Below are 22,610 nucleotides of genomic sequence, written 5' to 3' on the forward strand. Positions count from 1 at the left end.
TAAAAGAGCTTGAAGAAGAAAACCGTAGGCTTAAACAGATGTTTGCTGATTTAAGCCTCAAAGCGCAGATGCAGGAAGAGATCATAAAAAAGCTATAGCGCCTGCCCTCGCGCGCAAAGTCTGGGCGCAAGAGTTACAGGCGCAGTATGGTATCAGTATTGCATTGAGTTGTCAGGTCGTCTGCATCAGTCGAACTGCTTACTACTATAAGCCTAAACTATCTGATGATAGTGAAATTATTGAGGTTTTAAATGAGCTAACAGATAAGCACAATAGTTGGGGTTTCCCAAAGTGTTTTAAGCGTATACGCAAGCTTGGCTATTCATGGAATCATAAGCGCGTACATCGTGTTTATACAGCGTTAAACTTAAACCTACGTGGTAAGTCTAAAAGACGTCTACCAACACGCAATCCTCAGCCGTTAAGTGTACCAAATGCATTGGGACATACTTGGTCAATGGATTTCATGAGCGACAGCCTATACAACAATATTCGCTTTCGCACCTTTAATGTGATTGATGATTATAACCGCGAAGTACTCGGCATTGATATTGGTACCAGTATTCCCTCACTCCGAGTGATTCGCTACCTTGACCAGTTAGCCGAGTGGCATGGCTATCCTAAGCAGATTCGTGTGGATAATGGCAGTGAGTTTACCTCTAAAGTGTTTACTGACTGGGCATCAGCTCATGGTATTTATATTGACTATATTGAGCCTGGATGTCCTTATCAGAATGCTTATATTGAACGGTTTAATCGTAGTTATCGCAATGAGGTTTTGGATTGTTATTTATTCAATGATTTAAATGAAGTCAATAAGCTGACTGAAGAATGGATCAAGGTTTATAACACCGAAAGACCCCATGATTCACTTAATGATATGACACCTGCTGAGTACAGGCAGGTGGCTTAATTATTCTACGATGATGTTGTGTTAAGAATGGGGTATTTACAGGATGATGATAAATATGATAAAGACGATCTATGCTCCCATGGCGAAGTATATTTGCGCATTGCTGATGAGATTATAATTAGCGAAAAAGATGGCTCATATGCTCTCTCCGCAACTGCATTATATTTATTAAGGTCGTTAGATAAGGATTGTGACTATGAGTCATTCGGTAGCCAAATTGTTCCGTGTTGCGGTAATTTTCTTATACCCAGCCCTAATAATGAAAACTATGTCGTTATCTGTGGTTGTCCTACGGGTTTTGATTGGAAGATAGAACACATAGAGGGTAATGTTGTATTCACATCTGAAAGTGGTACAAAAGGCAAACTGGATTTTGAAACTTATAGAAAAATGGTTATTGCTTTTGCCAAAGAGGTACAACTTTTCTATCAGCCTAAACTTAAGGTGTTACCAAGCGATGAGTTTGAACTTAATGGCTTTACTCAGTTTTGGAATGAGTGGCATGGATTAATGAGCAAATGGTCGTATTGAACGTCGAATACTTTTTGAAATATTTATTAGAATGTTAAAGCTTCGTTTTATATAAACTTGCCAATAATCTATTTATTAAAGTCATACTTCCTTTACACCCTCTTAAAATACCTTACCTAAGATACATTTCTTAAAATCTCTTAGAACCTTAAAATACCGTCCGAATCTTGCCAAAATATAATGTTCGGTCTATAGGAGGCTTAGCATGTCTTTAGAGCAGATCGTCTATTTACTGTTCATTATCTCTCTACTGTTCTCATTATATTTGAAAAGCAAAAGAATTGAGCATTTAGAGTCGAGAGTCAAACAATTAACCGCTCGCTCTTCAAATGATGCTTTTGAAGATGAGCGATTGGTCTACTTGCGAACTCACTTAGCGCATCTGGATAAAATAAAAGCGATTAAGGCGCTGCGCAAGCGTTATCCTGAATTGTCACTGATTGAGGCAAATGAGTTGTGGCAACAACGATAAAAGTTAGGACGACCCTACAGCGTTTTTTTATTGGCATAATAAGGGTCGTTTTTTTTAAGCCACCAATTCATATTGTCTTGCCGAGTGCGTCTAAACCGTTCAATACGTTTCTCAAGCTTAGGATGCAGGCGGCGTGCGGTGTCTATGCCAAACAATATAGGCGCACTAAGTAAGACGCCTTGCCGCAACGGCAGCTTAGGCAAATTTAACCCATCGCCAATATCATCACCCACAAAAGTACGAGTGACACTGGCATTGACCAGCTCAACCGCATGACCACGCCAATTGGTCTCACCCATAATTTGTGATGGCAAATCATGCAATGCTTTAGAAAGCGGCCTACCGACCTCAAAGTCTAGCTTCTGCACCGATAAATAGTTATAAAACCACTCCCATGACTCTTGTTCAGTCTTAGGAATGCGCGCTAAGTCTACCCCCATCCACCAAGTTGCCAAACGCCACAAATGCATAATCCCTTTTGCTTCTTCTTTGGTGATGCGCGCGCCAAGCCACTTTAGACCATTTGAAATCAGCAGGGAGAACTGCAAATGAGTGGCTATCATATCTGATTGATTAATCGGCTGCGCCCAATACTGTGTATCAAAGCCATCTTTTACCAAGCCTTTTCGAATCATGCTGTGCAGCTGACGCACTCGAATGGTCTGGCGCCACGCTTCTCCGCCTATCGCTAACACGGTGTCATCACCTGTGATTTTCGGGTGCTCGGACACCGCCATCATATAACCGTAAGTACGGTACAAACGTGCCAGCGCATCGTGTACCAATGCTCCTGTTTTAATCAGCGGTAATGACAAGGCAGGAATACTGTAGCCGGCCATCAAAGCCACATTGCGCAGTAGCCAAACCAGGGTCAGCGGATAGCGCCGATAGGCAATTGCCCCTTTTTCAGCAAGCTTAGCGTCGAACCAATCAGGATGCGTGGCAAACTGCTTACGTAGCTGTTGAAAATCAGAATCGTTTAACAGATGCGCCTGATCAGATGCTTCAAATCTAGCTTTATCGATAATAGATTGCTGCAGCGCATCGGCAAATCTACCGTGTCTGTTGATAATCGCATCAACCGCAGGGTCAGTAATCTCGTAGCCATCGGCGATTTTGTCTAATAATTCCGGCTTGAGGGTATATCCTTTGGGCAATAAAAACCTGCGCATACGTTGTAGCACTTGCAGGTCTTTATTATCACTAGGATGTGCGGTGCGGCCGTAGTTCTCAATCTTTGAAGATGCCTTTAAGGATGAGCTTGATTGGTGCGGCGCTGTGCGAGAAGACATATCTCTGACGTCCTTTATTCGATAGCTAAACTTATATTAAGTCATTAATTTTACATTAATAACCTAACCAGTCTAACCCTTTACGAATCAGTTTTGTGGCTTTTTGCATACGCGGGCTCAGCGGTTTGTGGTACATATTAATTCGGCTTATATCGCCCTTATAATGCTCAACCACTCTTTTATTCATGATGGCAAACCACAATGGCGGAAAATAAGCCGGTATAATCATACTGGCATAACCGCTCGGCAGCTGTGGTGATTCATCAAAGTGGCGCAATACTTGATAAAACGGTTAATCGCAAATCAAATAAACTCTCTCGTTTTCTTATTTATATCACTAAGTATGTAGGTGGATAAATATATTTTGGTATTAATGACCATGGCTACGAACTTATTGCTTTTTACAATAACCTTTTAACTATTTGTCATAAACCGCCTATTATTTAACATACATAACAACCCTTACGCCTTTATTATCTATGTGTTGAAGGTTTTTTTATCCACTATCTATAACTGTCAGTACCTATGCAAATCGCACAGCAGATAGCGCAAAATTTATTATAGGGGTAGCAACACCTTTAGATTAGCGTTATAATTAAGCTTAATTAAACCTGAAATGTCAACTATTTAAAAAATATTAATAGTCTTTTTTCATTACCTGAAAGTCAGGTCTGCACCATACCAATCCTTATTAGTATGCAATCAAAATTAAGCGCTGCTAACTGTGTTCAGATGATACAAATCGTATATCACATTAATTAAATACGCACTGTTTTTAAAAGGGTTGTCTATATAGATATCAGACCGTTACTAATCTATACGTTGGAGAACCACTATCGTTAACGAAGACAGCTTCATTGAAATTTTTGAAGCACTCTCTTTATTCATCTGCTTAATTATCTGTGCCTTATATGCTAGAAAAAGCCACCTTAAGATTGGTCAATCTTTCTGGTTTGCCTCTGCATTGGTCTTTTTCGCAGCCGTCCGCCGTGAGTTGAGTTTTTTGTCGGATCTTTATATACCAAAGACCTTTTTATTGTTAGGTAAATCCTATGAATGGTGGGAGGACTCGGTCTTATTGGTCGTTGGAATCACGATACTAGTCTTTTTGATTCGCAGTTGGCACTATTTATGGGCCGTATTAAAAGATGTACCCAAAACGATCTATTTTTCTGTGCTTGCTTTAGCTATTCTGCAGTATAGCGGCGAGCATGGTATTGGCTTTGGTCATGATTTAGGTGTCTGGGTAGAAGAGATTTCTGAGGGAATTATTTATATTATTACCTTGGTGTATTTAATTCGCTTCCCATTAACGCCCTTTGAGTGCTGCCTAAAACAGCAGCTGCCGTCTGCCATCCAGACGCCTTCTTCAGCCATAACAGAACCTCAATTAGCCAATCAAAATCAGTGTTAGATAAAAAACATTTGATTTGCTATAGTCATATGGTTTGTGCACTATAGCGCACACGTTAATAATTCGATTATATCTACTTATATTATATAATCAGTTAAGTAAAATAACTTATGGGCGTATCGATGATTGTTGAGTCATGTTTATTGGACAATGATTAACGCTACCTCATAAGCCTCTCCTCCATAATTAAGACAAGGATGCTTTTAATGACCCCACTAAATATTCTAATCACGGGTGCCTCACGCGGCATTGGCCTGACCACTGCAAAAAAACTGGCTTCAAAAGGTCATAATGTTGGCTTATTTGACATTGATGTTAACGAGCTTGAGTCCGCGCTTAAAGACAAAGCCTTTAAAAAGGCGATTAAATCTAACGCCATCGCTCATGGCAATCTAGACGTGACCCTTCCTGAAGACTGGGACAGCGCTATTGAAGAGATGAATGAAAAATTTGGCAGCATTGATGTATTAATCAATAATGCCGGTATTTTGGTAACGGGTGATTTGCCAGATACTAAGCTGGAAGCACAGCTAAAACTGGTTGATATTAACTGTAAAGGTGTTTTAATCGGCTGTCATAAAGTAGGCAGTCAAATGAGTGGTCAAGCGCATCAAAAAATCATCAACCTCTCTTCCGCTTCTGCTATCTATGGTCAGCCTGAAATTGCCCCTTATTCTGCCAGTAAATTCTTTGTGCGCGGCTTAACTGAAGCGTTAAACATTGAGTTTGAGCCTAAGGGTATTAAAGTTATCGATGTGATGCCACTTTGGGTACAAACCGATATGACCAAAGGCGTTAGCGTTACCAGTATTGATCGCTTGGGTCTAAACCTAACCCCTGACGATGTGGGTAAACTGCTGTATAAATTATCTGTTTCACCGAATAAGAAATTACATAAAACCCATTACTCAGTAGGTATACCTGCCAAAATATTTAGCACCCTTGCACAGGTTTCGCCAAGTGCCTCTATGGTACGCTGGGTAAACAAGATGGTTGGTGCTTAATCCATTTATTGTCATTAACACGCTCTAATATTTATTAATAAAAAGTCGGCTTAGTGCCGGCTTTTTTTTGTTTCAATATTTTTCTTTAGTTTATGTTACAACTCTTAACCTCTCTAACATAATATGCACAACTCATAACTCAAGCCTTACCTATATTCCTTATTTCACCCCTTATACTTTAGTTGCTTCCAAATTTTAGGTTTAAATTTTGGTTTATGATTTGAAATATACAGTGATACTAATAACAATAACGACTCACTGTTTTTAGTCTTAAACCTGAGACAACGAACCTTTTTCTTAAAAGATAACATTCAAACATTGAGGAGTATATTATGGGTGACAAGCGTATTTCTGACAGTATGGAACAAGCGTTAAATGAACAGATGAACAATGAAGCTACTCAAGCACAAGCGTATCTTGCGCTTGGTATTTGGGCAGATTCTAATAATTATGCAGGTATCGCTGAATTCTTTTATAAGCATTCAGAAGAAGAACGCCAACATATGTTTAAGTTCTTAGAATATATCCAAACTCGCGGTGGTGAAGCTAAAATTGGTTCAATTCCTGCACCACGTGATAATCCTGTAGATTTAGAATCTTGTATCGAAGATGTTTGGCAACATGAGTTAGATAACTCCAAAAAAATCTATGCATTAGTTGATAAGGCATTGGATGAAAGGGATTGGCCAACCTTTAACTTCTTACAATGGTTCGTGAAAGAGCAAATTGAAGAAGAAGCGCTTATTGATGAGCTGCGTGATAAATTTGCACTGGCATCAGAAAGCAAAGACAATAATGCTAACTTCTACTCTCTTGACCGTGATATGGCTAACGCACCTCAGGAAGCTGAAATTCCTCGTGAGCAAAACCTATAACGGTTTGTTTTGCCAAAAAATAAACTCTAAAGGAGTAGATTATGAAAGATCCAATAGATACGGCAATCAGCTTAGATTCGATGAATGAAGGTGAGAACCTACAAGAAGGCTTGACGCCGATGCACCGTCAGAATATTGATGAATCACGCATTGATGAAGTATTGGTCGATGATGCGTTAGATGATGAAGGTTATCCAACCATTCGTGATATTGCTGATGATGATGCCGTTGAGCAAAGCTTTGAAGATGAATAGTTTTTAAACACTCATTATTATTCATATATAAAGCAAAAACACCGCTAGTTAAACTGGCGGTGTTTTTTTGGATAACATATTTAAAAGCTTATATTTTTTAAAGCTATAGTCCGCTAACTACTAAACGATTAGGGGTTTAACCTCGCTAAGCCTATATTTGTCGTATCTAGGCTCGATTGTTTTTTAACCTTCTTTGACTTCTTTGACTATCATTAGGCCCAACCATCTAAGGTCGCTACCCACCCTTCAACCAATGGTTTCGCTAAGGCTTCCATCATATCAATATGACCCTTATCAGTATTTAGCGCAGGAATATAGTGATACTCTTGCCCGCCTGCATTTAAGAAGTTATCACGATTTTCCATCGCCAATTCCTCTAGCGTCTCTAAGCAATCTGCTGAGAAAGCAGGACTGACCACTTGCACCGAGCGTACACCGGATTTACCCCATTCCTCCAAAGTGACATCAGTATAAGGCTTGACCCATTCTTGCTTACCAAAGCGAGATTGGAAGCTGATAATCCATTCATCTTCATTAAGTCCTAGCTCGTGTGCCACTTGTGCTGCGGTGCACTTACAGCGTTTAGGATACGGATCGCCTTTATCAGCATAAGGCTGCGGAATACCATGGAAGCTAAACATCAGTTTGTCAGGCTTACCGTGCTCCGCTTGGAAGCGGCGAATAGAATCAGCCAATGCTTTGATATATAGCGGATGCGCAAAGTAATCTTTAACAATGGTTAAATTGGGCAGATTACGCTGCTCAAGCGACCATTTAGTAACCGCATCATAAACTGCACCACCTGAGGTTGCTGAGTACTGCGGGAACAAAGGCAAAATAACAAAATGATCAACGCCCTCACTGCACAGCTGACTCATCACATCAGGAATACCAGGGTTACCATAGGTCATCGCAGGATGAACCGACACCTCAAACGGTGACACGCTGCCATCTAAGCGCTGTTGTAATAAAGCGACCTGCTCCTTTAAGATTCTACGGATAGGAGAGTCGCCCTCCCACACACTGGCATAGGCTTCTGCCACGCGTTTAGGACGTGACGGCAAGACAAACAGATTTAGAATAATCGCCCATAAAAACTGCGGTATCTCAATAACCCTCGGGTCTGACAAAAACTGCTTTAAATAACGACGAACCGCAGGCGCTGTCGGCTCATCTGGCGTACCAAGATTGACCAATAGAACAGCAATACGGGGAGGTTGATTGGGTTTCATAATGAGACGGATATCCTTACAAATCTAACTAAATATATAATCATGTACTGTCTGTAAAACAGGCATTAAATCATATCATTGATACGCATCAGTGTAGCATTATTCAGCTAATGTTGACTAAAACGATGCTATTAAATAACGTAAGTTTATGCAAAAGCCCTTTGTGTACTGACTTGTGGTTATAATTCGTACTTGGTCATGTTGTACTTAATCCTGCTTACGCCTACAATACAAAACTATAGCAGTGTTGCGACCCTGATATGACCGTTTCAATATCATACAAACTCATACAGGTGCAACTGTGACCGATAAAAATATTTAACTATCCTTACTGCCCTTTTAAAATCAATACTGAGGTAATTTTGAGCATCCAATCGACCACGACCGATCCAAAACTTGCCAACTCTGTGGGTATCGTGACGCCGCAGATGATGCATTTTGACACGCCGCTCACCTTAGAGTGTAATCGGACCTTATCTGAATTTGATTTGGTTTATGAAACTTATGGTGAGCTAAACGCTGATAAGTCCAATGCGATATTAATATGCCATGCCCTATCTGGTAGCCATCATGCTGCAGGCTGGCATAGTGCTGATGATAAAAAGCCTGGTTGGTGGGATACCATGATTGGTCCTGGCAAAACCATTGATACCAATCGCTTTTATGTGGTTTGTCTTAATAATATCGGTAGCTGTCATGGCTCTACCGGTCCGACAACCCCAAACCCAGAAACGGGCAAACCCTATGGCCCTGACTTCCCGCTAATTACCATTAAAGACTGGGTCAAAACTCAAGCCATGTTCTCTGATCGATTAGGCATAGATGTTTGGCATGCTATTGTCGGTGGCTCAATGGGCGGTATGCAGGCACTACAGTGGTCGGTGGATTATCCTAATCGCCTAAAGCGCTGTGTGATTATTGCCAGTACGCCTAAGCTGTCGGCACAAAACATTGCCTTCAATGAGGTCGCGCGTCAGTCTATCTTATCAGACCCGGATTTTAATAAAGGCCGCTACTTAGAGGCGGGCACTTATCCGCGTCGCGGGCTTATTTTAGCGCGTATGGTCGGTCATATTACTTATTTGACTGAAGAGGCAATGAAGTCTAAATTTGGCCGCGACTTAAAGTCAGGTAAATTTATGTATGGCTATGATGTTGAGTTTCAGGTCGAAAGCTACTTGCGTTATCAAGGTGAGCGCTTTAGTGAAAACTTTGATGCGAATACTTATCTGTTAATGACCAAAGCGCTGGATTACTTCGATACCAGCCGCGGCTATGTTACCGATGAAAGCCTGTCCGAGCAGCAAGCATTAGAGCAGACCTTAAACCGCAGTCAATGTCAGTTCTTAATTGTGTCGTTTACTACAGATTGGCGATTTGCCCCTGCCCGCTCAGAGGAGATTGTCGATGCGCTCATGGCCAATGACAAACAAGTCAGCTACGTCAATGTCGATGCGCCGCACGGTCATGACTCTTTCTTATTTGATATCCCTCGCTACATGGGCGCGGTCAAAGGCTTCTTGAATGCGCCTTTCTTAGAGCATAAAAATAGCAGCAATTTAAAATCTGAGACTAAGGAGCACCTAGCATGAGAATAGATCATGAACTGGCCAAACGCTGGATTACCCCGAAGTCTCGAGTACTGGATTTGGGTTGTGGTGATGGCTCACTATTAGAGCATATGCAGCACACGCTTGGGGTCACCGGCTATGGCCTTGAGCTTGATGGCGACAAAATCAATGAGGCCATCGCTAAAGGCTTAAACATTATCGAGCAAGACCTAAACGACGGGTTAGCACGATTTGCAGATAATAGCTTCGATACCGTAGTCATGGCTCGTGCGTTACAGGCTGTAAAATCACCAGATACGCTGCTGCTTGATATGCTACGTGTCGGTCGAGAGGCCGTGATTACTTTCCCAAACTTTGCCCACTGGCAGAACCGGTTGCATCTCGGCCTTAAAGGTCTAATGCCTGTCTCCGAAGCGCTGCCTTATGAATGGTATAACACCCCAAATATTCACTTATGTACCTTCAAAGACTTTGAAGAGCTGTGCGCGGATAACAATATTAAAATCATTAACCGTTTTGCAGTGACAGATTCTGGCTTTGGTGGTAAAAAGCGCTCTGCGTTAATGACCACGTTAATCAAACAAGCACCAAACTTATTGGCCGATGTTGCGATTTATCGTGTTACCAAATCAGATGGATAAATAGCCAAAAGCTCACTTATTTATTAAATGGTAAATAATGAGCAACACTATAAATACGAGTTTTGCGCCCTCATTTATTGCTTGATTCTTACTGGTATTACTTTGTTACAACTGATTGGCGGTTTTTGACAGTAAAATTATTTATCCAAGCTATTTATCATATTTATGGGTTTGAGTTTCTTTTATGTCGATGTTAAGCTATGTAAATCTTGTCGGTTATCTGTTATCGGCACTGTAAATCTCATTCAGCTTTAATTGCTATTTTTGTTAATAACTCACGACCAACTAATAGATCTTAAAGCAAAAGATTAAAATGGCTTGTACTGTTGTTGCCGTTGGTCGGCCCCTTTTACTGTTAAGTTTTTGCTTAAAAATATTTGCTTAAATACAGTCAATTTTTGGATGTACCCGTATGAAACTTTTAAAAGCCGCCCTATTCACTGCCCTATTTGCTACTGCTGGTTTAGCCCAAGCTGAATTGGTTGCCAACGTACCATTGGATACGTCACGCTATGAAGTAATGAGCATCAATGATTTAACTGCTCGTGCAAACCAAGGTAGCGATCATGCTCAGTTCTACTTAGCAAAGCGTTATCAAAAAGGCATCGGTGTTACTAAAGATTTGAAAAAAGCATTAGAGTGGTACACCCGCGCTGCAAACCAAAACGTAACGCCAGCACAGCTTAACCTAGGCATCATGTATGCTCGCGGCGAAGGTGTTGCCGTAAACGAACAGCAAGCCCGCTATTGGCTTGAACGTGCGGCAAAACGTGGTGATAACCGTGCCAGCTACACGTTAGCTTTGATTGATGAGAAGCAGCGTAAATTGGTTGACGCTTATAAATGGTATGAACTATCTGCCCGTGACGGTATGTTAAATGAGCAAGTACGTAACAAAGCACGTGGTAAAATCGGTCAATTGGCACTTAACTTATCAAGCTCTGATGTTGCTACTGCTCGTAACCAAGCAGACAGCTGGTTCCAAAGCAAATAATATCTAATATAGTCATCATTCTGACTGAAGCTTAATACAATCAGTTCTTAATACAATCAGTTGATGAAATAAAACCCAGCCCAGGCTGGGTTTTTTACTGTCTGTATTATCTCTATCAGTTATTTAACACTCATTCCCTAAATAGTTGGCTAGCTCACACAGTCCAACTCAAGTCAGAAACTTATTTCGGTACTTTTAGAGTGGCGGTTGCTATTATCTCGCCTATCTCTGAAACTTGCTCTAGCATCGTATCATGACTTAATGCAGTTTCTGTTTCATTGGCAACACGCCATACGCCTTTTGATTCATCAGCAGTCGGTGCTCCTGTCGCACTGACTGAAATTGACTTATTCTTTAGGCGAATCATAGGCGGCTTATGAGTATAGGCTTGATGCTGATAATCATCACTTTCTTGACCAAGGATATGCTCAGCAATGGTCGCCGCTTGCGCTCTGAGGGGTGCGACATAACGACACGGTGCGTTGTCTATCGACATACAATCACCAATGGCATAGATATGTGCAGCGCTGGTTTGTAAGCTCGACTCATCGACTGCAATACCTGTCTGCGTATCAAACTCAACACCTGCGCTATTTGGCAAATCGGCAGGTACTTTTAGACCGGTGCTAATCAAAATATGATCGACTTGCAGGCGGACTTCACTGTTATTGTGACAATTAGTAATAACCAATTGATAGCCACTATCCGCCACTTGCTCTACCTTATCGACACGACTGTTCCCAATAAAGGTAATACCTTGCGCCTTTAATGCATCGCTAATCTTTTGGGTGGCAACTTTTGGAAGCATGGCCGCTAAAGGCGCATCATTCATATCAATTAACGTTACCTTTTGACCTGCCTTGGTTAAATCTTCAGCAATTTCAGTACCGACCATACCTGCCCCAATAACAGCAATATGTTTGCTTTCGTTATCTGAATTATCGGACAGCGCAGTCTGTATCTTAGCGAAATTATCGATATGATTCACATGCCAAATATTGTCACTATCAAAGCAAGGCGGTATTGCCGGCATGGCTCCCATTGCCAACACTAAATTAACATAGTGACTCTCACCTTTATCAGTCTGCAATGTTCGATTCTGGCTATCAATTGATAAGACCTGAGTTTGAGTCAGCAGCGTAATATCTGATTTTTTGGCTGCCTCCTCTCCTGTCATTCGGATTAAATCCTCTGGTGTTTTGTTTTGACTAAAGGCTGCAGATAACATCGGTTTATGATAGCGGTTGGCACAGTCGCTACTGATTAGAGTAATCTCAATATCGGCATCTTTAGCACGCAGCGCATCGACCATTGACCATCCGGCAAGCCCTCCGCCAATAATCACCACCTCGTTATCCTTATGCTCTGTACTAAAAGGGAGCGGCTGATTTGTAGAATGCGTTTGCTCAGATGGCAGCGGCTTAAACTCCGACTTGCCCACACCGCAAAGCGCACAGCGAAAACTGTCTGACAGCTGTTCAAAGGGGGTGGTTTGGGACTCACTCAACTTAGAATCAGGTGGATACACCCAACCACAAGCTTGGCATTCATAGGGGGTAATATTTTTGGTATTTGTTGCGTGCGGATTGTCGCTCATAATAAGTCCTTTTATTATTTTGGTTGGCTGTTTTAGAAGGTATGGCAGGTGCATTTATCGCTTTTATTATTTAAGTTCACTCTTATTTTAGGGCGTTTACCTGACTTAGTTGATTAAATACCGCGCGCTAAATGACCTGCTTTTATGCTTAAATAATAACATTAAAAGTTAGCACACCGTTTGATAATCTAACAACCGTCCCCATAAATACAGCAATGACAGCGGGCGCCCTAGCGCGGCCCTCTCTCTATCACATTGACCAAATAGAGTAATTTATGACCACAGCTATAAATGATTTACGCCAACGCTTTTTTATTGAAGACTCACCTGTCCGAGGTGACGTGGTACGCCTAAAACAGAGCTACGCCACCATCACCGCGCAAAAGGATTATCCTGAGTCTATCAAACGCTTGCTTGGTGAAATGCTTACAGCGGCCAGTCTATTAATTGGTACGCTTAAAATTAACGGCACCCTATCTATCCAGCTGCAGTCATCAGATGAACACAGCCTGCTGAACTGGGCAATGGCAGAATGCGATCAATCGGGTATTATCCGTGCGCTTGCCAGCTGGAAGCAGGACACCGATGAGCAAAAGCAAGCTTGGGCAGATAAGACGACTGCCGATGATGCTTTTGCTGAACTGGGTGCTGTGGGTAAAGGGGTAATGTTCATTAATATTCAGCCCGAGAAGGGCGAAGCCTATCAGGGTATTGTTGAGCGTAGCCATGACAATCTTGCTGAATGTTTGGCACATTACCAATTGCAATCAGCACAGATTCCAACACTGATTAACCTTGCGTGTGATGGTCTGCAAGCAGGCGGTATTCTAGTACAGATGCTACCGCGCACTGCTGCTGAAAGCTATGAAGTTGAGCAAAATGAAACTGCAGGTATTGATGATGACTTGTGGACGCGCTTAACCTTATTAACCCGTACCGTTAAGTTTGAAGAGCTCACCACACTTGATGCCAGCGAGATTATCTACCGCTTGTACAATGAGGAAAGCGTGGTTGCCCCTGATCCTGTGCCGCTTGAATTTGGCTGTACTTGTTCACGTGAAAAGTGTGAATCGGCCATTACCCAAATCGGTGTAACCGAAGCGCTAGATATCATTGAAGAGCAAGGCGGCGTGTTCGAAATGGATTGCGGCTTCTGCGGCTCTGTATATAAATTCACTAAAGCTGATGTTGAACAGATTTTTAGTTAAAAATACTTTGTTCACCTAATCGTTTATCAAGTGACAAATAAAAACCTCAAGCAACGGCTCGAGGTTTTTTTATGATCTTAATTAGGGCGTGTGGAACATTCGCAAATTAGCACTGCTGATAGCTAAAATTGTTTCAGACTAGGCGTAAACCGTAGTTAATGTCTAGACCTTGACTAGGTTTGCAACAACGTCTGAGGCGATTTTAGCATCAGCCTCACTCGAGCACAGCTCTCGCCTTGCGAACGGGCAAAGCAGTGCTTTGCTTAATCCGTTCTCAGGGGCGGGACTCTTTTTTGCCAATATATTGCGAAATTGTCTAACTTAGAATGACTAAGCGTCAAAAATTTCACTGCATATTGACTAAAAAATAGTCGCCGCCAGTGCCATGGTCGAATGTTCCACACGCCCTAATATAGTCTGTTTGTTTGGCTGGCGTTAAACAATAACTTCCAAATCGTTATCAGGAAACGACTCCACTCTTGGTTTAAGCGAATATTCCGTCTTACCGTTATCGGTTAACCAAGCGATAACTTGCTGACGCACCCGCTCATCATATTGCAGATTAATATGATTGACCTCATAAAATACTGCTTTCTGCCCTTCTGGCACATAAAGCGTATATTCATCGTGCTCAGGGTTTTCACCGAGTGCAGACTCTACCATGACCAGACCATCACCGACCAAACTGGTAGCGACAGAATCATAAAGCCCCTCGGCAATCGTACCTGCAATAAAGAAGGTTCTTACGTGGCTTGGCAGCTTGGCAGGATGACGAAAATCTTCGGGCAGAACATCACGCACATCAAGATGCTGCCAATCTTCATCACGGATACTGCCGTGACGCAAATCAATAATACCAGCACTACGAATATTACCAAGCTTAGATAACGAACCAGCAAACGGCACTTTGCCGATAATATCGAGTACATGATAGCTAATGCGCTCTAATATCGCTCCATGATGCGGCGTACCGATGGTGATAAAGTTGCCAACACGTTTTAGCCAATCGAGCCCCTCTTGCTCAGCATAATATAGCGCACTGCGTGATATCAGTCCGCCCATACTATAGCCGACCAAATCAATTTGAGTGATATCAGGATTGTCATCAACCAATTGTTGCATCAAAGCAGACAGGCAGTGCCCATTTTGTGAAATACGCCTACCGGTATTGTAGTCGAGATACAGCACCGTGGCTTTCGGCTCTGCTAATACAATGGCTTCACCCAAGCTGTCCTCTTCGCAAGGATGCCAAGTCAAATAACTCAGACACAGACCGTGGCATAGCACAACGATACGTCCAGACACCGGCAAACGTTGCGGCTGACCATAACGATCATAGAATCTCATCGGTACTGCAAGCGGATTATCCTGCGTAACTAAGTGATCGCCCATCATACCATTAATCACATTGACTAAGCGTTTGAGCACATCTGGTAATGGTTTATTTGAATGCTGTAGACTGCGTCTATATAGGTGTATACCCGTTGCCGTCAGGTTGGTACCCAAAAGCTGCATGGTTTGGCGCACCCCATTATAGACGCGGCGCGTTAATCCATTTTGCCAACGACTCAGGTTATCGTCATTGTAGCGGCCTAGCGGTCGCAATATCATCTCAGAATGAATCGCTTCAACTATTTCGGTAACTTCAACGGCCCCTGTGGTCGTCAACTGCGCAAGCCCTTCAAAAAGGTCACTTAAAGAGACTGGCCCTGTTTTGGGGTTACACTGAGCTGAGGTCTTGGTACCAATATTGGCTTGTTTAAGAATCTCATCTACATCGACGTTATCTAGCTCGTCTAGTTTTTCATGTAAGTCACTTAAAAAAACAGGCGTGCTAGCAGTGATTAAATCGCACTTAGAATCAATGGGATATTGATTTGATGACTTAGAAATAGACATAGTTTTATAACGTTCAATAAGAATAATAGTGACATATTATCTTGTCTGTACCCTAAAGTAAAAACCCCAAGTGTTAACTTGAGGTAAATTTACATCTAAATAATATAATAAAATGTTAAAAGTGGAGACTAGGGCTTATTCTATAAACGCTGTCTTCGTGCTATTAGCTGTTTACTAAGCCAAGATAGCCAACCGCAGCACCAAAGTTGTCTTTGTAATTGCGTTTTAGAATTGGCATGACCTTAGCAGCAACTACCGGATTGTCTTCAAGGCCTTCACCTGGATGCTGGAAGTTACTCATGATATAGGTATAACCGTTTACTTCGTCAATGGCATGTAGGCCTGTTGACTCAGCACCAGCAGGCGTTGATAAAATACGGGTCAGCTCCTTGGTATCTACGTTATAAGCCCACAAGAAGTTATTGACATGAGTGCCTGAATCTTCACCGATAAATAAGGTACGCAGCTTTTCAGAGAACTTAAGGTTATCAGGGCAAGAGACTTTGTCCGGATGAGACTTATTACCTAGGGCATCGGCTTTAATATCTTGACCGGCTAAGTTAGTCGGAACAGACATATGAACGGGCACCCATTCTGAATTAATGGCTTGATTGGTATTGATGGTTTTTTGGCCACCACGTAGCTGATGCGCATACACTGCCCCTGATTTGTTTTGAGCAACGTGAACACCGTAATCACCATATTTAGCAGGGTCAACCATTGATTTTTCAATACGCGCCATTGCTGAATAAGCAATCTTGTCTTTAACGTTAACTGAGGTGCCCTCCATTTTGGTAAAGGCCAGTGATGCGCCTTTTAATGCAGCATAACGATGCGTCTCTAAGAAAGCGGCTGCTTTTTCTGCTTTAGGGTTACTGGTATTTAATTTAACCCAGTTTGGCTTACCGCCATAATAGATTTTGGTGTAGCTGCTGTCATTTGGATCTTCGTATTTAACACTCATGATATCTTGCGGCTTGAAGGTATTTGCCATCGCTTCAATCTCGGTGCTGGTCGCATGACCTAAATGAATCCACTGCGTGTTAAATTCGCCGGTACCAACACCTTTTGGTGTGGTCTGAGTTACTTTGGCAACGTATAGATTGCCTGATGATAAATCGCGAGGCTTATCAGCAACGAACATAAACAGACCACCATTGGTCGCATCATCACCCATTAATGCGGTGCGCTCATCTGGCATCATTTGAATCAGCTCATGTGAGATACGGCCTAAGTTATAATGCTTTTTCACAAAGCCGGTGCCGTCTGGATTTACGAATACTTCTGGCATATGACCATAGTGATATGGATTGGCTTTGTTTTTATCGCCGTATAACATCTGGCTGAAATCTAAGAATTTACCATCATGCTCGCCCACTAGGTTGTGTGCATCTGGCTCATACTCTTCTGATGATAAATGTGTGCCCCATGGCGATAATGACGCGCCACACGTAATCCATAAACCATGCACTGGTGAGGTGTCTACGTTATGATATTTGACCAGTCTTAACTCGCCAGTTTCAGGGTTTTGGTCTAGCGTTAATACTGCGATTGGAGACGGTACACGGCCCCACATATCTTTACCGGCGTGGTTCATGCTGGTGTATTCAAACTGCACCACAGCAAAGACCGGATTGCCTTGAACGCCTGGTACTTTGGCACCCTTAACTGTTAATAATGATGAGCCGTCTGGACAGTTAGAAAAAAATGGCACAGGCTCGCCAGCCGAGGCGTCATAAATAGGACGGTTTTCAATATTATATAGCTGACCGGCACGAGTTTTACCACCCTTACCGTCTGGCACTAAATCACCAGTCACAAAGAACGGATTATATTCAAGGTCAAATACTTGCTTGCTACCGTCAGTGAACGTTGCCTGCATTTTGGAATCAACGTATACCGTTGCCATATTCTCAGGGTTATCAAGCGATGGTGCATCCATACCGATAAATTTAACAGATTGAATGGCTTTTGCCATTGCAGAAGGGTTGTGGCTCGCCGCTGGCTGACGCAGGATTGAAGAGTTATTAGAGCATGCCGCCAGCGGTAAAATTGGGACACCGGCTAAAAAACGTAATACGCTACGACGTGTGGTGGTTTGTTTTAAAGGAGACTGGCTGTGGCTGATGTTTTCATTTTTTTCAACGCTGTTAGCAGGTGCTGTGGCTTGGCTCATATAGCTGTCCTAGAATAATCAAAATAACACTGTTTAAGTAAATGGTTTAAGAAAATGTTGCTAAATAAGTAATAGCTGTGCTTATTAAATAAGTTTCGGCAGGCCGAATATCTGGCTTAAAAAGTTCGTAAGCTTATGTTAAGAGAAGAATGTGACAACTTAGTGACTTAAGCAAAACTAGGCTGGCTATCTCTGACTTACATTTGATCTAGTACTTATTCTGACACTGATTTTCTAATACTAATTATTAGCCAAAAATAACCCCGTAGCGTGACCTACGGGGTTAGCCTAATTAGGCTGCTATAAATATTACAGACTACTTATTCGAATTTAAGCATCGAATGACTCGGCTAAAATCACATCCCCATCTTCACGTGTAATCATCACTGTGGCTGAACGCGGCGTGTTACCACCAGCGACCGCGCCCCAGTTATTACCTGGATGCTGAATATTGATAAACAGGGTTTTGAAGTCTGGCGTCATGGTGATGCCGGTGACTTCACAGCCTTCAGGACCAACAAAGAAGCGCTTGATGTTCTCATCATTAGCTTGTCTGCCCACACGGGTTTGCTGACCTGCTGATGTGGTTTTAACCTCTCCATCATTGACCTTGCCCGGTAAGGCAGCAAGTAGCATACAGTTAGTGGTATCCGTATAAGCACCGTCATCCGTTTCAATCCACAGTACACCGCGTGGATCAAAATACAGACCATCTGGTGATGACAAGTCATTATTATCATTTAGACCAGATAAATTCTCTTGAGCCTTGTCGCTTGGTGCAGCGAACAGATAGATATCCCATTCAAATGAAGTCGCAGCATGGTCTCCATTTGACTCAGCCCAGCGGATAATATGACCGTTGTCATTACCCTTATCGTCATAACTACGTGGGTTAGACGCACTCACTGGCTGATCGTCACGCTCGCCGCGGTATTTGTTATTGGTCAAAGTCACATAGACTTCACCTGTGATTGGGCTTACTGATACCCACTCAGGGCGGTCCATTTTGGTTGCACCCAACACATCAGCAGCGGCACGTGCGAAGACCAATACATCCGCTTGGCTGGTAAATGGCAATACCGCATTGCTGTTATCTAGACCATTTTGACCTTGTACTAACGGGCGCCATTCGCCGCTACCATCTTCATTAAATACAGCAACATACAGCGTGCCGGCATTCATATATTTATCACCTGCAGCCAGACCACCACCGATATCACGATTAGACCAAGTCGCATCAGACACAAACTTATAGATGTATTCACCGCGAGAGTCATCACCCATGTAGAATACCACTGGCTGACCTTCTTTAACCGGTGCAAAAGCACAGTTCTCATGAGCAAAGCGGCCTAAAGCCGTACGTTTACGTGGCAGTGCCTTTGAATCAAATGGGTCAATTTCGGTAATAAAACCAAAGGTGTTAAAGCCATTGCGGTAATCTTGAGTTGCATCAGTGCCAGTCGCTGTCATATCCCAGCGGGCAAATTCATCTTCTACTTTGGCTTCAGAGGCTACTGGCGAATGCCACTTATAATCCCAGCTTGCGAAGTTTTCTTTAGCACCATAACGCACACGACCATAATTTTCAGCACTGCTTATTTTGTTGGCATCACTACCACGGGCGAAGACACCTAGGAAGTTTTCTTCTGTGGTTAAGTAAGTGCCCCAAGGTGACATGCCAGCACCACAGTTATTGTTAATACCGCGTGTCTTGTTACCGGTTGGGTCGTATTTGGTCACTAATAAAGAAGACCCTGCAGCAGGACCGGTAATTTGTGCTTCAGAAATACTGGTAATACGGCGGTTATATGCAGAGTCTTTGACCATCTCATAACCTTTCCCATCAGCACGGCGACGCATCTCTACCACAGCCACACCGTGACAGTTTACTTCACGGCGCACATCACTACCTAGACGGCGCTTTTGATAAATTGGCGCTGCGTCTTTATCTTCAACCACTTTATAACCGTATGGACTAAGCTTGTCCATGTTGACATACTCATGGTTCATAACCAGTAAGCCAGACTCTGCTGATTTCGGGTCATAGTTGTTACCATTTTTGCCAAAGAACCACATACCATCATGGTTATCACCCATGCGATACTCAAATGATTCTGCAGACTGCTCACGGTTATCTTTCCAATCTTCAATACCAGACATAAGCGGCGTGCCTAGTGGCAAAATTATCTCGGCTTTGTAGCCTTCAGCGACGCTCATATCTTTGGCAGTTGAATGAGGAACTGCGGTAAATTTCAACGCTTGCGGACGGGTTAAATCGCCACTGGCTGGAAGCGCAGGATTGTTGTCAACAGTCGGATTATTATCCGTACTACCACTATGCCAATCATCGTCATCCCCACAGCCCGCTAGAGGAAGCGCACCAAAAAATGCAGCTGCGGTTAGACCCGAACCCCCTTTTAACACGCTACGGCGATTCATACGATGCTGTATAATGGATTCAAATTCAGGGTTATTGGTTGGGTTTGAATCTTCTACAAATTCTTTAGCAACATATTGATTGGTTTGGTTTGAAGTTGGATGTGTCATAAATAGTTACCTTGCCTATGCGAGATGCTGGGTTAATGAAAAGAAATCTGCTCTATAGAGCAATTTTTTTAATTAGACTACGTGTCTATGATGACACCCTGCTTAAAGATTTATGACATAACGATGACATGACAAATTAAGCCAACAAAAAAGCCGGCTAATGCCGGCTTTTTAACACTTGTATTTCAAGTTGTAAATCTATTGCTTAACGTCCATTACCTACTTAAGGCACGGTGTGTGTGGCCACATCTGGCGGTACATAACTGGTATGACGATTAAAGCGTTTTTCTAAGAAACGGAAGGTCAATAAAATCACCCAAGACAAGACAAGGTAGATGACACCTGCCGCAAAATATAACTCAAAAATCGTATAGGTACGCGCACTGATGGTCTTGGCAATACCAGTGATATCCATAAGCGCAATAGTCATCGCAAGCGAGCTGCCTTTTAGCATGAAGATAATTTCATTACTATACGCTGGCAGCATGATACCAAATGCACGTGGCAAGGTAATGCGGGTCAGCTTTTGCCAACTTGACATACCGATAGCATCTGCAGCTTCTAACTCGCCTGGTGGTATCGACTGGATCGCACCACGGATAATCTCTGCTGTATAAGCACTGCTATTTAGAGTAAAGGCGATAATCGCACACCAAAATGGCTGCTTAAGTACGGGCTCCCATAAGAAGGAGTTGGTTATATACTCAAACTGCGATAGACCATAATAGATAAGGAATATCTGTACCAGTAGCGGTGTACCGCGGAAAAAGAAGATATATAAAAAAGGTAGCACCTGCACCAATTTATTAGATGACAAACGCAGCAATGCGAGAATCAAACCAAAAAACAGCCCCAATACTCCAGAGAAGACTACCAGCTCAACGGTTAACACAACGCCGCTTAATAAATCAGGTAGGTATTTGAAAATGACTTCCCAATTCCAGTCCATAGTTGCCTCCTACCCTTTTGCCGCGTTAAGTGATTGTGGTACTTTTTGTTTCGAAAGCTTCTTGGCATAACGCTGTGCAGGATTAGCGCGCCATTCAAACCACATCATTACACCGGTAATCACAACCGTCAGACCTAAATAAATAATCGCTGCGGCCATATAAAAGGTAAATGCTTGCTGCGTTGCTTGAGCACCACGCGAGGCATGATACATAATGTCTTTTAGACCCACCACAGAGACCAGCGCCGTATCTTTTAATAGCACTAAGAATAAGTTACCCAGACCTGGCAGCGCCAAACGCCACACTTGCGGCACGATGATGCGTGTATAGACCTGCATTGGCTTCATACCGATAGATTGCGCCGCTTCCCACTGCCCTTCGGGAATCTCTTGGATAGCCATACGGAACACTTCGGTTGCGTACGCACCAAAGGCAATGGATAAGGCCAACACACCTGCCAAAAACGGACTGACTTCGACATACTCGTTGTAGCCGAATCGTTGTAGCACCGCCATGATAAGCATGGAACCGCCGTAATATAAAAACAGCACCAATAGTAGCTCAGGAATACCACGCATGGTGGCGGTATAAACAGTAGCCAACTTACGTAAAACCCAAATCTTCGAGCTTTTAGCAGTGGCGCCTAGCAGTCCCAATACTAAACCTATCGCAAGGCTTGATAAAGCAAGCTTGATGGTGATCAAGGAGCCGCTGAGTAGGAGATGTCCAAAACCTTGCAGATCAAACACGTGAGTAGATACCTAAATGAGTGAGAATGAGTGGAGAAACATACATTCGTTACAAGCGGGCATAAATCTGCCTTATCATAAACGTGCAAGCGCCGAATTCTAACACATTCTGCCTACTTTCGTTAAGCAGAAGATAAATTCTAAATCATTGCTAATCAATTTAGCCAACTGTCTCGTCCTAAAATAGGTTGATGATTTAAAACAAGCCAGATACCCCGTGTATCTGGTTTTTTCTATGCAGAACACCCATAACTTTGATGAAACTCGAAAGGCGTTCTCATATTCAAACTC

19 protein-coding genes and 1 pseudogene are annotated in these 22,610 nt (G+C 42.7%); 11 read left to right on the top strand and 9 right to left on the bottom strand.

Annotated elements, in window-relative coordinates; genetic code table 11:
- Positions 1 to 94 precede the first annotated feature (94 nt).
- The 3 genes from AC2SLM_RS12105 (at position 95) to AC2SLM_RS12115 (ending at position 1,916) form a co-directional block, all read left to right on the top strand.
- Entirely contained in the window at positions 95 to 913 is an 819-nt protein-coding gene (locus AC2SLM_RS12105; protein ID WP_486553195.1) for an IS3 family transposase, read from the top strand.
- A gap of 18 nt (positions 914 to 931) precedes the next feature.
- Positions 932 to 1,444: a hypothetical protein gene (locus AC2SLM_RS12110; protein WP_486554137.1), complete on the top strand. Its 513-nt coding sequence runs from the start codon at positions 932 to 934 to the stop codon at positions 1,442 to 1,444.
- A gap of 205 nt (positions 1,445 to 1,649) precedes the next feature.
- The gene (locus AC2SLM_RS12115) at positions 1,650 to 1,916 is read left to right on the top strand and encodes a hypothetical protein (RefSeq protein ID WP_486554139.1); all 267 of its coding nucleotides are present in this window, start codon (positions 1,650 to 1,652) and stop codon (positions 1,914 to 1,916) included.
- A 14-nt stretch (positions 1,917 to 1,930) separates the two neighbouring features.
- Here AC2SLM_RS12115 and AC2SLM_RS12120 read toward each other — a convergent pair whose 3' ends face one another.
- Together AC2SLM_RS12120 and AC2SLM_RS12125 are read right to left on the bottom strand one after the other, a co-directional pair.
- Positions 1,931 to 3,208, bottom strand: coding sequence for an oxygenase MpaB family protein (locus AC2SLM_RS12120; RefSeq protein ID WP_486554141.1), 1,278 nt, complete (start codon positions 3,206 to 3,208; stop codon positions 1,931 to 1,933).
- 55 nt (positions 3,209 to 3,263) lie between these two features.
- Positions 3,264 to 3,494, bottom strand: a pseudogene (locus AC2SLM_RS12125) (alkane 1-monooxygenase); the annotation flags it as partial.
- A 750-nt stretch (positions 3,495 to 4,244) separates the two neighbouring features.
- Here AC2SLM_RS12125 and AC2SLM_RS12130 point away from each other — a divergent pair.
- The 4 genes from AC2SLM_RS12130 (at position 4,245) to AC2SLM_RS12145 (ending at position 6,755) form a co-directional block, all read left to right on the top strand.
- On the top strand, positions 4,245 to 4,622 hold the full coding sequence (locus AC2SLM_RS12130; protein WP_486554143.1) for a hypothetical protein: 378 nt from the start codon (positions 4,245 to 4,247) through the stop codon (positions 4,620 to 4,622).
- 206 nt (positions 4,623 to 4,828) lie between these two features.
- Complete coding sequence (locus AC2SLM_RS12135) at positions 4,829 to 5,626, top strand: SDR family NAD(P)-dependent oxidoreductase (protein ID WP_486543533.1); 798 nt, start codon at positions 4,829 to 4,831, stop codon at positions 5,624 to 5,626.
- Positions 5,627 to 5,958: 332 nt separating this feature from the next.
- A complete protein-coding gene (locus AC2SLM_RS12140) occupies positions 5,959 to 6,501 on the top strand; it encodes a ferritin (RefSeq protein WP_486554145.1) in 543 nt (180 codons plus the stop codon).
- Between the two features lie 41 nt (positions 6,502 to 6,542).
- Entirely contained in the window at positions 6,543 to 6,755 is a 213-nt protein-coding gene (locus AC2SLM_RS12145) for a hypothetical protein (protein ID WP_486554147.1), read from the top strand.
- A gap of 212 nt (positions 6,756 to 6,967) precedes the next feature.
- Here the strand turns inward: AC2SLM_RS12145 and hemH are convergent, their stop codons facing one another.
- Positions 6,968 to 7,987: a ferrochelatase gene (gene hemH, locus AC2SLM_RS12150; protein ID WP_486554149.1), complete on the bottom strand. Its 1,020-nt coding sequence runs from the start codon at positions 7,985 to 7,987 to the stop codon at positions 6,968 to 6,970.
- 428 nt (positions 7,988 to 8,415) lie between these two features.
- Here hemH and metX point away from each other — a divergent pair, with 428 nt between their 5' ends.
- The 3 genes from metX (at position 8,416) to AC2SLM_RS12165 (ending at position 11,193) form a co-directional block, all read left to right on the top strand.
- The gene (metX, locus tag AC2SLM_RS12155) at positions 8,416 to 9,579 is read left to right on the top strand and encodes a homoserine O-succinyltransferase MetX (RefSeq protein ID WP_486543543.1); all 1,164 of its coding nucleotides are present in this window, start codon (positions 8,416 to 8,418) and stop codon (positions 9,577 to 9,579) included.
- Complete coding sequence (metW, locus tag AC2SLM_RS12160) at positions 9,576 to 10,199, top strand: methionine biosynthesis protein MetW (protein WP_486554151.1); 624 nt, start codon at positions 9,576 to 9,578, stop codon at positions 10,197 to 10,199. The genes metX and metW overlap by 4 nt, the downstream gene beginning before the upstream one ends.
- A 412-nt stretch (positions 10,200 to 10,611) precedes the next feature.
- Positions 10,612 to 11,193 (top strand): tetratricopeptide repeat protein, encoded by a 582-nt coding sequence (locus tag AC2SLM_RS12165; protein WP_486543528.1) that lies wholly within the window; start codon positions 10,612 to 10,614, stop codon positions 11,191 to 11,193.
- A 181-nt stretch (positions 11,194 to 11,374) separates the two neighbouring features.
- Here AC2SLM_RS12165 and AC2SLM_RS12170 read toward each other — a convergent pair whose 3' ends face one another.
- A complete protein-coding gene (locus AC2SLM_RS12170; protein ID WP_486554152.1) occupies positions 11,375 to 12,790 on the bottom strand; it encodes an FAD-dependent oxidoreductase in 1,416 nt (471 codons plus the stop codon).
- 275 nt (positions 12,791 to 13,065) lie between these two features.
- Here AC2SLM_RS12170 and hslO point away from each other — a divergent pair, with 275 nt between their 5' ends.
- The gene (gene hslO, locus AC2SLM_RS12175; protein WP_486554154.1) at positions 13,066 to 13,998 is read left to right on the top strand and encodes an Hsp33 family molecular chaperone HslO; all 933 of its coding nucleotides are present in this window, start codon (positions 13,066 to 13,068) and stop codon (positions 13,996 to 13,998) included.
- Between the two features lie 435 nt (positions 13,999 to 14,433).
- Here hslO and AC2SLM_RS12180 read toward each other — a convergent pair whose 3' ends face one another.
- The 5 genes from AC2SLM_RS12180 to AC2SLM_RS12200 form a co-directional block, all read right to left on the bottom strand.
- Positions 14,434 to 15,897, bottom strand: a complete 1,464-nt coding sequence (locus AC2SLM_RS12180) for a PGAP1-like alpha/beta domain-containing protein (RefSeq protein ID WP_486554155.1) — start codon at positions 15,895 to 15,897, stop codon at positions 14,434 to 14,436.
- A gap of 163 nt (positions 15,898 to 16,060) precedes the next feature.
- Complete coding sequence (locus AC2SLM_RS12185) at positions 16,061 to 18,073, bottom strand: PhoX family protein (RefSeq protein ID WP_486554157.1); 2,013 nt, start codon at positions 18,071 to 18,073, stop codon at positions 16,061 to 16,063.
- Positions 18,074 to 18,403: 330 nt separating this feature from the next.
- Complete coding sequence (locus AC2SLM_RS12190; RefSeq protein ID WP_486554159.1) at positions 18,404 to 20,620, bottom strand: PhoX family protein; 2,217 nt, start codon at positions 20,618 to 20,620, stop codon at positions 18,404 to 18,406.
- Between the two features lie 223 nt (positions 20,621 to 20,843).
- Positions 20,844 to 21,569, bottom strand: coding sequence for an ABC transporter permease (locus AC2SLM_RS12195; RefSeq protein WP_486543521.1), 726 nt, complete (start codon positions 21,567 to 21,569; stop codon positions 20,844 to 20,846).
- 9 nt (positions 21,570 to 21,578) lie between these two features.
- A complete protein-coding gene (locus AC2SLM_RS12200) occupies positions 21,579 to 22,319 on the bottom strand; it encodes an ABC transporter permease (RefSeq protein WP_486554161.1) in 741 nt (246 codons plus the stop codon).
- Positions 22,320 to 22,610: the final 291 nt, after the last annotated feature.

It is taken from the genome of Psychrobacter sp. CX16 (assembly GCF_057396245.1).